The sequence below is a fragment of the Ruegeria sp. ABF4_144 genome (assembly GCF_056160045.1).
Genome location: NZ_JBSWWK010000001.1, coordinates 318,521 through 329,767 on the forward strand (window position 1 = coordinate 318,521; position 11,247 = coordinate 329,767).

The window sequence follows — 11,247 nt, forward strand, 5'->3', positions numbered from 1 at the left end:
TTGGAATCACAGACTGTGATTTCAAACGTGGAGCAGGCCGCGCTGGGCTGCAAGGTTGAACTGCGGGGTCCGGGTAGAAATCCGAGTAATTTAGTCAGACGAAATGTCCGAGTAAATCTGTCAACTATATGTTTTTATTGGATTTTTTCTTGACATTGGATTGGCCACTCTTATATCCAGTTCACAACGAATTCACAGGCATCAAGCTGCAGCAAGCCATCGTAAGCCACAGCAAGCAAAAGCCAGCCTCGCGCCAGCAACAGCAAGCAAAAGCCAACGACAGCCAGCCAACGCCAGCGACAGTCAGCCCACAGCAAGCAATCGCCCGCCAGTGCCAGGTCCCCAGCTGAATTCGTTTGGTTTTTCGGAAATTTGATGTGGTCGAAATCTGCCGGTTCCGCGCGGCTCGGCTCAGGATAGTTGCGCTCCAGCACACTCGCGAAAAATGCGAACATGAGGTGCGGCGCCGTCCAGGGAAAATTCAGTCAGACTGTCCTGCGTATAAGCATAAGCTGTCTGATTGTACTCCAACCCATTCAGAACATTACCGAAGCCAGTATCTTTAACCGTAAGCGACGCGGCGTTGGCGGACAACACATGGCGCGGCGTTGCGATTTCGACGGGGTTCGGGCCGTCAAACCGCATGGCGAACCATGGGGTCTGTGTCCAAGCTTCGGTCTTGCGAGTGATGGTCAGCGTATAAAGAGGCTGAGCCGGGTCGTAGGTCAGGAAGATTTCGGCGGTTTCCGTGTCATGTGAAAGGGTGCAGACGGAACCGACCGTTGCCTCCCAGGCAGTGGCTGGAGTGGCCAGGATCAGAGATAACAGAACGCAACGCATCTTCGTTTACTTAGCTGCCAATCCGGCTCGGGCAAGCGTCGTTATCCCCCTCAACAAAACTAGCTGGTGTTACACGACACAGCGTGAACGAAAGCGTTGACGGATTCTCCTGAGATGCACGCTATATCCTCGGCCAGCACCACACGGGTGCCGCGCACCCGGTGAATGGCACTTTGGACCTCATGCGTGCTGGGCAGAGTGTTCGGGTTCGTCATGGCATCCGTTTGGAATCACAATTTGTGATTTCAAACGTGGAGGAGGGAGGGGTGGGGTGCAAGGGTAGAGTGATGGGGCTGACAATGTGGAAAGCCAAGCATTCGGATGAGTGGTTCGAATAGCTATTCTGTCTCAGTAAAGCAACATAGGTAGCACGCACCTTACGCTTGTACTTCATGGTCATTTATTTCTGCTGCGATCTTGCTGAGATATTCATAGCCCCTTTCGGATATCGCATCTTTGTCTTTCTCCAACAAACCCTTTTCTCTCAGCTCCGCAATTGCGGCCTTATACTCTAAAAATTTCCTTCTATTGGGTACAATGAAGCGCTTATCACCCTGAGAAAGCGTATACTTATCTTGGTAATCGCTTAGATAAAAAACACCAGAAGAGTGGCGAACAACAGTCCTTAAGAAGTCCAACGCGGATTCAGAAATATCTACTTTTTGTATTTTGTTGGGAAGCCTAGTCTCGTTGGAGCGTCTTTCGCTCTCAATCTCCTCAGTGAGTCGCTGTCCACCAACCTCAGAGGCTTCTTCAAGACGTTTGGCTGCATCTATTATTGCTCTCTCCCGACTCGCTTGAAGATCTGCTTCTGCTTCAACGCGTGCTAGTTCGTTGGAGATTTCCAGCAACTTTAGTCGATGCACAGCATTGTGTTGAAGCTTCTTAATTCTGCTGTTTGGGCCCTGAGCCCACCACGCTCCCAAAGCCCGTAGCCAAGGCGACGCCAACGCAAGCACAACCCCAATTGCTATGGGAAGTATCGCGAGCGAAGCAATGGATGTGTTGGCGTCAAAATAGAGAAACTTTTGTCGAACAGGTCGATCGGCAAACAGAAGATACCAAATTGGTTGCCAGTTGATGGCAAAAAAGCTGAGCGCAATTGATCCGATAAAGGGACTTCGCAGGCGCTGAGACCAAGCCTCCGATAAGTCCTTCAAAAAATCCAAATTTTATTCTCCAACGTACTAGAAATACGCGCAGAATATACCCGTAAGGTGCAGCGTCAACAGCACCTCTGCAGAGGATCAGCGTTTTCTCCGCTTCACATTCCCACCCCGCTGCCCCGGCCTCCCAGCCGTTGACCGTCCGCGAGATTTCACCGCGTCTTCCGAGGCTTTCTCGACCGCCCATTGACGCGCCATGGGGTCGTCGGCGATGGCCAGATCAACCGCTTCCAGACGTTTGATCTCATCCCGGATGTTGGCGGCCTCTTCGAATTCCAGATTCTCGGCGGCTTTGCGCATCTGCTCGCGCAACCCGTCCAGATGGGCTTCGAGGTTGGCGCCGTGCATCGGCTTGTCGATGGTGGCGGTGACGCGGTTCATGTCGACGTCGCCTTCGTAGAGACCGGCCAGAACGTCCTCGACATTCTTCTTCACGGTCTCGGGCGTGATGCCGTGTTCTTCGTTATAGGCGAGCTGCTTGGCGCGGCGGCGGTTGGTTTCGTTCAGAGCGCGCTCCATCGAACCGGTGATCTTGTCGGCGTACATGATCACGCGGCCATCGGCGTTCCGCGCGGCGCGACCGATGGTCTGGATCAAAGAGGTCTCGGACCGCAGGAAGCCTTCTTTGTCGGCGTCCAGAATGGCGACCAGCCCGCATTCGGGAATGTCGAGCCCTTCGCGCAGCAGGTTGATGCCGATCAGCACGTCAAATGCACCCAGACGAAGGTCGCGCAGAATTTCGATCCGCTCCAGCGTGTCGATATCCGAGTGCATGTAGCGGACCTTGATGCCCTGTTCGTGCATGTATTCGGTCAGGTCCTCGGCCATTCGTTTGGTCAACGTCGTGACCAGCGTGCGGAAGCCGTTGGCGGCGACCTTGCGGACCTCGTCCAACAGATCGTCGACCTGCATCGAAACGGGGCGGATTTCGACCTCGGGGTCCAGCAGGCCGGTGGGGCGGATGACCTGCTCGGTGAAGACGCCGCCGGTCTGCTCGATCTCCCATTTGGCAGGCGTAGCCGAGACAAAAACGGATTGCGGGCGCATTGCGTCCCATTCCTCGAACTTAAGTGGTCGGTTGTCCATGCAGGACGGCAGGCGGAACCCGTGTTCGGCCAGTGTGAATTTACGCCGATAGTCGCCCCGGTACATTCCGCCGATTTGCGGCACGCTGACATGGGATTCGTCGGCAAAGACTATGGCATTGTCGGGGATGAATTCGAAAAGGGTTGGGGGCGGCTCACCCGGCGCGCGACCGGTCAGATAGCGCGAGTAGTTCTCGATCCCGTTGCAGACGCCGGTGGCCTCGAGCATTTCCAGATCGAAGTTGGTGCGCTGTTCCAGACGTTGCGCTTCCAGCAGTTTGCCTTCGCCCACCAGTTGGTCCAGCCGGATGCGAAGTTCCTTTTTGATCCCGATGATCGCCTGCTGCATCGTGGGTTTCGGTGTCACGTAGTGCGAGTTCGCGTAAACGCGCACCTGTTCCATCGTGGCGGCGCGTTCACCGGTCAGGGGGTCGAATTCAGTGATGGTTTCCAGTTCCTCACCGAAAAACGAGAACTTCCACGCGCGGTCCTCAAGGTGGGCGGGCCAGATTTCCAGTGAATCACCGCGCACCCGGAACGAGCCGCGCTGAAACGCCTGATCGTTACGGCGGTATTGCTGGGCCACCAGATCAGCCATCACCTGCCGCTGGTCGTAATCTTTCCCGACCTTCAGGTCCTGCGTCATCGCCCCGTAGGTCTCGACCGAGCCGATACCGTAGATGCACGAGACCGAGGCCACGATGATCACATCATCACGCTCCAAAAGCGCCCGGGTCGCCGAGTGGCGCATCCGGTCGATCTGTTCGTTGATCTGGGACTCTTTTTCTATGTAGGTGTCCGAGCGCGGCACATAGGCCTCGGGCTGGTAGTAGTCGTAGTAGGACACGAAATACTCGACTGAGTTTTCTGGAAAAAAACCCTTGAACTCTCCGTATAGCTGCGCCGCTAGCGTTTTATTGGGCGCAAGGATGATCGCGGGGCGTTGGGTTTCTTCGATCACCTTGGCCATGGTGAAGGTCTTACCCGTCCCGGTCGCACCCAGCAGAACCTGATCGCGCTCACCGTCCAAAACGCCTCCGGCCAATTCTTTGATTGCCGTGGGCTGGTCGCCTGCGGGGTTGAATTCGGTATGCATCACGAATTCTTTTCCGCCCTCCAGTTTCAGGCGGGCGCGGACATCTTCAGCATTCAGTTGGGTCTTGTCGGAATGAGCATAGGCCATAGGGGGAGATTCCTTTCGTGCCTGATTTTGATCTGTTTTTGTTCTTGTTCAAGGGGGCAATTCCAATGCTCTAAGTTGCGACAATTGCGGACTTGTCCACGCCGCGCGTCTGACGCATAAACATCCCCAGCCAAGTGAGTACGGAGAGGCGACATGCGCGCACGGATTTACCAGCCTTCGCGAAACGCGATGACCTCGGGGATGGCCAAAACCCGCAAGTGGGTTCTGGAATACGCCCCTGCCTCATCGCGCGAGGTGGATCCGCTGATGGGCTGGACCTCGTCCAACGACACGCAGACCCAGGTGCGCTTGAAGTTCGACACCAAAGAAGAAGCGTTGGATTACGCCAAGGACAACGGAATCGACGCGCAGGTCAGCGAGCCGCACAAGCGCAAACCCAACTTGCGTGCCCGTGGCTATGGCGAGAATTTCGCCACCGACCGGCGCGCACCCTGGACCCACTGAATTGATCGACATCCGAGAGGCCGATCCAACCTCGGACGCGCTGCGCCCGGTGGTTGAGGCGCATTTCGCCCATGGTGAAACGGCTGGCCCCGCGGAAAGCAATCACACCATGAATGCTGAGGCGCTGGCCGGGCCGGGGATTCGGTTCTGGGCGATGTTTGAGGCAGGCCAGCCTGTCGGATGCGGGGCGCTCAAAGCGTTGCCGGATGGCACAGCCGAGGTCAAATCGGTGCATATTCTGGAGCAGGTGCGTGGGCGCGGCCTAGCGCGCAGGATGATGATCCATCTTGCCGATCTGGCCCAAGCCGAAGGGATTTCAGCATTGGTCTTGGAAACCGGCGCGGCGCATCTATCGGAATATGATGCGGCCCGAAAACTCTATGAGGCGCTGGGATATTCCTATTGCGGGCCGATCCACGGATACGCGGCCGATCCAAACAGCGCCTTCATGCGCTTGGGCCTTGAACCCCGCCCATAAAAGCAGCAAGAAGGGCGCAGCGGTCCCGTAGCTCAACTGGATAGAGCAGCTGACTTCTAATCAGCAGGTTGAGGGTTCGAGTCCTTCCGGGATCGCCATTTTTGCACCGATCATAGGATTTACGACAGTTCTTCCTGTGGCTGGGTTTAAGTCCTTGAGTTGAATAAATTGGTTTGTGTGGATTAGCGAACGTTGAGAAGTGTAAGTGTCGATCTTCTGAAGCTTTGCCTTGCCTGTTTCGTTGTAGGGCTTCACGCGACGTTCCTAACAGATTACTCCGAGTTGCTAGGCTGGGTTTTTGTAAATGGGGTCTTCAGAGTAGCTGTACCAACCTTTCTTGTAATCAATGGTTATTTCTTTTTCGATGTAGCCCAGCGAAAGGCTGATGTTTTCAGGTGGTTGCGCCGCATCCTCACTTTATACGTTTTCTGGATGGTCGTGTTTTCCCCAGTGTGGGGGCAGGGCGTTAGCAGTGTTGCCAAGATGATCCAGTTGACCCTATTTGGGTGGTTTCATCTTTGGTACATTGCGGGTTTGATCGTCGCCGGGCCGCTGCTTTATGTCATGCGTGGGCTGGGTGAAAGAAAGCTTTTGGCGGCTGCCGTAGTGTTATTCACCGCCGGCGTCGTGTTGCAATACCTTGCAACTTTCCATGTTTTTGACGGTCTGATTGGCAAAGTTCTTGACTGGAACGGATCGCATCGAAACTTCCTCATGTTTTCCTTCCCCTTCTTGGTTTTCGGCTACCTGTTTCGAAAATGGGAAGTACAAGGGTCTGAAAGTAACTGGGGTACGCATGATGCTTGCATGCGCGCTTACAGCTTTGTTGCTTGAATCCTTAATTGTGTATTTCCACACTGGCGTTTCAGAGCCTACAGCCATTTCGCGTGGGTCTGTCGACAACTATTTTTCATTGCTGTTTGTTGCTCCTTTGCTCTTCCTAGCAGCCAAGCAGGTTGAGTATTATAACGATGGGGCAGAGGGGAAAAGGTTGGCCCAACTCGCCAATGGCATCTATTTTACCCATCCGATTTTCTTGGTCTGGATCGGTTTCGGGAACGTGTTGCCAGCTACACCTGCGACCTTTTTAGTGATCATGTGCAGTACCGCTCTCACTATGCTGATTACTCAGGTTCCCAGGCTTGCCCGTTGGATTTTATAGCAGTTGCCCTTGTCGCTGCGGCTTCAGGTCAAGTCATTGCCAATTGGCGGTAAGCCGCACAACCTGAGCAACCGGGTTTTGGGCGGCTGAGTCCGAAAGAGAACGCATTCTTGTCGAATGCGCCTCTTCTTGGATTTCAAAACAACCTGCGATCAGGGCGTCTTTTCAGCCACTTTAATCGCCCCGATGTAGTGACAACCTGTGTTTCCGGTCTCACTCACAACATCGTAGTTGAATTGCCGAACTTTTTCGTTGTGCGTAAGGATCTGCTCCTGCGTTGCTGCGTCACCCGCGGCCTTCAGTTTCTGACCGTCAGCGTTGAGCTGGGATTGCCTTTTGTAGAACCGATCAAGGTAAACCTGATGCGCCTGCTTGGCAGCTGAAGTCGCGTTGGCTTCGTCCACTGTGGTGCATTCATACCGAATTAGATGAGATTTGGTCGGCGTGGGGTATGCGAATTGCGGAGCGCTTGGCGCGCAAGCAGACACCAGTCCAAGAGACGCGCCGGCGAACATCAGATTTTTGATTGATAGCATTGTTTCTTCCAATGATTGTATTGAGGCTCCGTTACACACTTAAGTTTTGAGCCTCAATCAGGATTTCCCGCGCATTTGGGCCAGCCGATCATGAAGGGAACTTAGTTCCGTTTCCCGGTCGGGAGCAGTTTTAAGGCGCGAAGTTACTCAACGGATAAATTTAGCAAGAAAAATTCTTGCAACCGGTTGCAAAGAAACTCATGGTGTCCCCAATTTAGAATCGGGAGAACCGCATGCTGAGAATCGGACTGCTTGGCGCCGGGCGCATTGGCCGGGTACACGCGCAGGCCATTGCCGCGCATCCTCAAAGCCAGCTTTGCGCAGTTTCCGACGCGATTTCTGATGCGGCTGAAAGCCTTGCTGCGGAACAGGGAGCTGCGGCGCGCAGCTCTGACGATATCATCGCCGACCCGTCTATTGACGCTGTTCTGATCGCAACGCCGACGGACACGCATTCAGACCTGATCGAAGCCGCCACACAGGCCGGTAAGGCGGTTCTTTGCGAAAAACCCGTTGACCTTAGCCTTGAGCGGGCGCTGGCGTGTCAGGCGGCTGCGGCCGAAACGGGACGGCCTGTGATGGTCGGGTTCAACCGCCGGTTTGACCCCAGCTTCGCGACCCTTAAATCGGCTGCCGATCAGGATGGGATAGGCAAGATCGAGATGTTGTCGATCACTTCTTTCGATCCAGCTCCGCCGCCAATCAGCTATGTCAAGGTTTCCGGTGGTCTATTCCGGGACATGATGATCCACGATTTCGATATGGCGAACTATCTGATGGGTCAGTTGCCGGAACGGATTTCTGCCGTTGGTTCCTCAATCGTCGATCCTGAGATCGGACGTGCCGGAGATGTAGATACTGCAGTTGTTACAATGACTTATGCGGATGGAAAGATCGTGGTGATCAAGAACTCACGCCGGGCGGTCTACGGTTATGATCAGCGAATCGAGATGCTGGGTTCGGGCGGGTTGCTGCAAGCCCACAACATTCTGGAAAACGCTGTAGTCAAGTCGACGGCCGATGGCGTCACCAGCGCCAAGCCGACCTATTTTTTCTTGGAGCGTTACATGCCCGCCTATCGAGCTGAGTGGGATGCGTTTGTTCAGGCTGTGCTGAACGATTCGGCCATGCCAGTGACGCTGGAGGATGGCGTTGCCGCGCTGGCGATGGCCGAAGCCGCAACCCGTTCGGCGCAGACCGGGCAGTCGGTCGTATTGGCTGACGTTTTGAAACCGGTTGCAAAATGACGCGATATCCGGAAACTGGGGAAAGCTCCGCCAATTTCCGGAGCGGAGGAGATTCGGTGGATCCGAATGATTGGGGCTGATGCCCCGACATAAGACAGACTGTTTTTATGGGAGGAAACCAAATGAACAAGTTCGTAAAAGGCGCATTGGCTGCCGGTGCGATGGCCCTGGCCACGCCTGCATTTGCGCAGGAAATCGTGGTTGTATCGCACGGTCAGGCGAATGACGCGTTCTGGAACGTCGTCAAGAACGGCGTTGAGCAGGCGGGCAAGGATGTCGGCGTCAACGTGGAGTACCGCGCGCCGGAAACCTTTGACATGGTGGCCATGTCGCAGTTGATCGACGCTGCTGTGAACCAGGAACCCGACGGCCTGATCGTCTCGATCCCTGATGCAGACGCGCTTGGCCCGTCAATCGAACGTGCGGTTGCGGCCGGTATCCCGGTGATCTCGATCAACTCGGGCGCCGAAGTTGCCAAGGATCTGGGCGCCCTGCTGCATGTCGGTCAGGATGAATACGACGCAGGCAAGGCTGCCGGCGAGGCACTGGCGTCGATGGGCGGCAGCAACGCGATCTGCGTCAACCACGAAGTAGGCAACGTGTCTCTGGACCTGCGCTGCGAAGGCTTTGCAGAGGGCTTTGGTGGTAACGTCACTGTTCTGCCGACCTCGAACGACCCGTCCGAGATTGAATCGAAGGTGGCCGCTGCGCTGGCCTCGGATGAAAGCGTCGACACCGTTATGGCCCTGGGTGCCAGCTCGGCCGGTGAGCCTGCTGTTGCGGCCGTCAAAGCCTCGGGCCGGGACGTGAATGTTGCCTCGTTTGACCTGTCAGCGAACTTCCTTCAGTCGGTCGTTGACGGAGATGCGGCCTTTGCCATCGACCAGCAGCAGTATCTGCAGGGCTACCTTGCGGTGAACTTCATGGGTCTGCACGCCAAATACGGTCTGATGCCGGGTGGCGATGTTCCTTCGGGTCCGAACCTGGTGACCGCTGAAAAGGCCGGTCAAGTGATCGATCTTTCGTCGCAAGGCATCCGCTAAGCCTAACGGACTCTGACAATAGAAGCGGCGCCCGGCGCGCCGTTTCAACCGAATAGGGAGGAAAACATGAGCCAGTCAGCGCCCGTCGCAGCCGACGAAAGGGTCAAGAGCGAACCGTTTCTGACCAAGTTAATGAAACGCCCCGAGCTTGGTGCCATGGCCGGTGTCGTTTTGGTGTTCATCTTCTTTGCGATCACTGCGGACAGCTCGATGTTCACCCTTGCCGGGGTCATGAACTTCATGACGCCTGCGGCCCAGCTGGGTATTCTGGCCATCGGTGCGGCGCTGCTGATGATTGGCGGAGAGTTTGACCTGTCGATCGGTTCGATGGTCGCCTTTTCCGGCCTGTTCTTCGGCGTCTGTGTGGTCACGTGGCAATTGCCGCTGATCGCCGCCATCCCGATGACGTTTGTTTTTGCGGCCATGGTCGGCGCGATCAACGGTAACATCGTGATCCGCTCGGGCCTGCCGTCTTTTATCGTGACACTGGCGTTTCTGTTTATCCTGCGGGGTTTGTCTCTGGTCGGGTTGAAAATGGCGACCGGCGGATCGACCCAGTTGCGCGGCGTGCGTGACGCGACTGAAAATGACTGGCTGGCACCGTTCTTCTCAGGCGAGGCCTTTGGCAGCCTGTTTGCCTGGCTGGCCGAAAAGGGCGTGATCGATACATTTAAAAGCGGTGCGCCCAAGGTGCCGGGTATTCCGGTTGAAATTCTGTGGTTCATCGCGATGGCGCTGGCCGCGACCTATGTGCTGCTGCGCACCCCGGCAGGGAACTGGATTTTCGCTTCGGGCGGCGACAAGACTGCTGCGTCCAACTCGGGTGTTCCGGTGAACCGCGTCAAGGTTTCGCTGTTCATGCTGACGGCGTGTTGCGCCGCGCTGGTGGCGATCATCACGGTGATGGATGCGGGTTCAACTGACGCGCGCCGTGGCTTCCAGAAGGAATTCGAAGCCATCATCGCCGCCGTGATCGGGGGCTGTTTGCTGACTGGCGGTTATGGCTCGGCTATCGGGGCGTTCTTTGGCTCGATCATCTTTGGCATGGTTGTCATCGGTCTGACCTATACCGACTTCGATCAGGATTGGTTCCAGGTCTTTCTGGGCGCCATGCTGCTGATCGCGGTTCTGTTCAACAACGCGATCCGTAAACGCGTAACCGGGGAGCGCTGATATGACCGAGGATACCAAATTCCACCACGGCGATGCGACCGACGCGGCCCCCATCGTGGAAATGAAGAACATCGAAAAGCACTTTGGGAACATCATCGCTCTGGCCGGTGTCAGCTTTGACGTCAAACCGGGCGAGTGCCACTGTCTGCTGGGCGATAACGGTGCGGGCAAATCGACCTTCATCAAGACTATGTCCGGGGTGCACAAACCCACCAAGGGCGAAATCTATTTCGAAGGCAAACCACTGCATTTCGACACTCCGCGCGATGCGATGGAGGCGGGCATTGCGACCGTGTTCCAGGACCTTGCCATGATCCCGTTGATGAGTGTGACGCGGAACTTCTTCATGGGGCGCGAGCCAACCAAAGGAAAAGGGTTGCTCAAGCGGTTCGATGTGGAACAGGCCAATGAGGTCTGCATGGAAGAGATGCGCAAGATGGGCATCAATCTGCGTGGGCCGGATCAGGCCGTCGGTACGCTTTCCGGTGGTGAGCGACAGACCGTTGCGATTGCGCGCGCAGTGTATTTTGGTGCCAAAATCCTGATCCTCGACGAACCGACTTCGGCTCTGGGTGTGCGCCAGACGTCGAACGTGCTGGCCACGATCGACCGAGTGCGTAGTCAGGGCGTTGGCGTTGTTTTCATCAGCCACAACGTGCGCCACGCACTGGCGGTGGGTGACCGGTTTACCGTGCTGAACCGCGGCAAGACGTTGGGTACAGCGAAGCGGGGTGAGATCACGCCCGAGCAATTGCAGGACCTGATGGCTGGCGGTCAGGAAATGGCCGAGCTGGAAGGCTCTCTGGGCGGAACGGTTTAACACCGTTCCCCTCTTTTCGGGTCCGGGTGGCCCAACCTTACAAAATGAC

The 11,247-nt window shown here is 56.0% G+C and carries 14 protein-coding genes and 1 tRNA gene; 9 read left to right on the top strand and 6 right to left on the bottom strand.

Annotated elements, in window-relative coordinates; genetic code table 11:
* Positions 1–170: 170 nt before the first annotated feature.
* The 5 genes from ACXAGD_RS01635 to uvrB all read right to left on the bottom strand — a co-directional run bounded on the left by ACXAGD_RS01635 (position 171) and on the right by uvrB (position 4,274).
* Positions 171–434 carry a hypothetical protein gene (locus ACXAGD_RS01635; RefSeq protein WP_475212656.1) on the bottom strand — a complete coding sequence of 88 codons (264 nt, stop codon included), beginning with the start codon at positions 432–434 and terminating at the stop codon, positions 171–173.
* Positions 412–840 (bottom strand): hypothetical protein, encoded by a 429-nt coding sequence (locus tag ACXAGD_RS01640; protein WP_475208100.1) that lies wholly within the window; start codon positions 838–840, stop codon positions 412–414. The genes ACXAGD_RS01635 and ACXAGD_RS01640 overlap by 23 nt, the downstream gene beginning before the upstream one ends.
* Positions 841–899: 59 nt before the next feature.
* Entirely contained in the window at positions 900–1,055 is a 156-nt protein-coding gene (locus ACXAGD_RS01645; protein WP_475208101.1) for a hypothetical protein, read from the bottom strand.
* Positions 1,056–1,217: 162 nt separating this feature from the next.
* Positions 1,218–2,009, bottom strand: coding sequence for a hypothetical protein (locus tag ACXAGD_RS01650; protein WP_475208103.1), 792 nt, complete (start codon positions 2,007–2,009; stop codon positions 1,218–1,220).
* Between the two features lie 78 nt (positions 2,010–2,087).
* A complete protein-coding gene (uvrB, locus tag ACXAGD_RS01655) occupies positions 2,088–4,274 on the bottom strand; it encodes an excinuclease ABC subunit UvrB (RefSeq protein ID WP_475208104.1) in 2,187 nt (728 codons plus the stop codon).
* Positions 4,275–4,427: 153 nt separating this feature from the next.
* Between uvrB and ACXAGD_RS01660 the strand changes: the two genes are divergently transcribed.
* From ACXAGD_RS01660 to ACXAGD_RS01680, 5 genes are all read left to right on the top strand, one after another.
* Complete coding sequence (locus tag ACXAGD_RS01660) at positions 4,428–4,739, top strand: ETC complex I subunit (protein WP_170327085.1); 312 nt, start codon at positions 4,428–4,430, stop codon at positions 4,737–4,739.
* Between the two features lies 1 nt (position 4,740).
* Positions 4,741–5,217: a GNAT family N-acetyltransferase gene (locus tag ACXAGD_RS01665; protein WP_475208106.1), complete on the top strand. Its 477-nt coding sequence runs from the start codon at positions 4,741–4,743 to the stop codon at positions 5,215–5,217.
* A gap of 21 nt (positions 5,218–5,238) precedes the next feature.
* A tRNA-Arg gene (locus ACXAGD_RS01670) sits at positions 5,239–5,315 on the top strand.
* Between the two features lie 94 nt (positions 5,316–5,409).
* A complete protein-coding gene (locus ACXAGD_RS01675) occupies positions 5,410–6,051 on the top strand; it encodes an acyltransferase family protein (protein ID WP_475208107.1) in 642 nt (213 codons plus the stop codon).
* Entirely contained in the window at positions 6,014–6,379 is a 366-nt protein-coding gene (locus ACXAGD_RS01680) for a hypothetical protein (protein ID WP_475208109.1), read from the top strand. Before ACXAGD_RS01675 ends, ACXAGD_RS01680 begins: the two co-directional genes overlap by 38 nt.
* Before the next feature lie 152 nt (positions 6,380–6,531).
* Here the strand turns inward: ACXAGD_RS01680 and ACXAGD_RS01685 are convergent, their stop codons facing one another.
* Positions 6,532–6,927: a hypothetical protein gene (locus ACXAGD_RS01685; protein ID WP_475208110.1), complete on the bottom strand. Its 396-nt coding sequence runs from the start codon at positions 6,925–6,927 to the stop codon at positions 6,532–6,534.
* A gap of 221 nt (positions 6,928–7,148) precedes the next feature.
* Between ACXAGD_RS01685 and iolG the strand changes: the two genes are divergently transcribed.
* The 4 genes from iolG (at position 7,149) to ACXAGD_RS01705 (ending at position 11,198) form a co-directional block, all read left to right on the top strand.
* Positions 7,149–8,162, top strand: a complete 1,014-nt coding sequence (gene iolG, locus ACXAGD_RS01690; protein WP_475208111.1) for an inositol 2-dehydrogenase — start codon at positions 7,149–7,151, stop codon at positions 8,160–8,162.
* A gap of 122 nt (positions 8,163–8,284) precedes the next feature.
* A complete protein-coding gene (locus tag ACXAGD_RS01695) occupies positions 8,285–9,205 on the top strand; it encodes a sugar ABC transporter substrate-binding protein (protein WP_475208112.1) in 921 nt (306 codons plus the stop codon).
* Between the two features lie 66 nt (positions 9,206–9,271).
* Positions 9,272–10,378 (top strand): ABC transporter permease, encoded by a 1,107-nt coding sequence (locus tag ACXAGD_RS01700; RefSeq protein ID WP_475208113.1) that lies wholly within the window; start codon positions 9,272–9,274, stop codon positions 10,376–10,378.
* A 1-nt stretch (position 10,379) separates the two neighbouring features.
* Positions 10,380–11,198: an ATP-binding cassette domain-containing protein gene (locus ACXAGD_RS01705; RefSeq protein WP_475208114.1), complete on the top strand. Its 819-nt coding sequence runs from the start codon at positions 10,380–10,382 to the stop codon at positions 11,196–11,198.
* The last annotated feature ends 49 nt before the right edge of the window (positions 11,199–11,247 follow it).

Coding starts and splice junctions, on each gene's coding strand:
- iolG (WP_475208111.1), top strand. CDS start 7,149: ATGCTGAGAATCGGACTGCTTGGCGCCGGGCGCATTGGCCGGGTACAC.
- ACXAGD_RS01640 (WP_475208100.1), bottom strand. CDS start 840: ATGCGTTGCGTTCTGTTATCTCTGATCCTGGCCACTCCAGCCACTGCC.
- ACXAGD_RS01660 (WP_170327085.1), top strand. CDS start 4,428: ATGCGCGCACGGATTTACCAGCCTTCGCGAAACGCGATGACCTCGGGG.
- ACXAGD_RS01645 (WP_475208101.1), bottom strand. CDS start 1,055: ATGACGAACCCGAACACTCTGCCCAGCACGCATGAGGTCCAAAGTGCC.
- ACXAGD_RS01705 (WP_475208114.1), top strand. CDS start 10,380: ATGACCGAGGATACCAAATTCCACCACGGCGATGCGACCGACGCGGCC.
- ACXAGD_RS01680 (WP_475208109.1), top strand. CDS start 6,014: ATGATGCTTGCATGCGCGCTTACAGCTTTGTTGCTTGAATCCTTAATT.
- ACXAGD_RS01700 (WP_475208113.1), top strand. CDS start 9,272: ATGAGCCAGTCAGCGCCCGTCGCAGCCGACGAAAGGGTCAAGAGCGAA.
- uvrB (WP_475208104.1), bottom strand. CDS start 4,274: ATGGCCTATGCTCATTCCGACAAGACCCAACTGAATGCTGAAGATGTC.
- ACXAGD_RS01695 (WP_475208112.1), top strand. CDS start 8,285: ATGAACAAGTTCGTAAAAGGCGCATTGGCTGCCGGTGCGATGGCCCTG.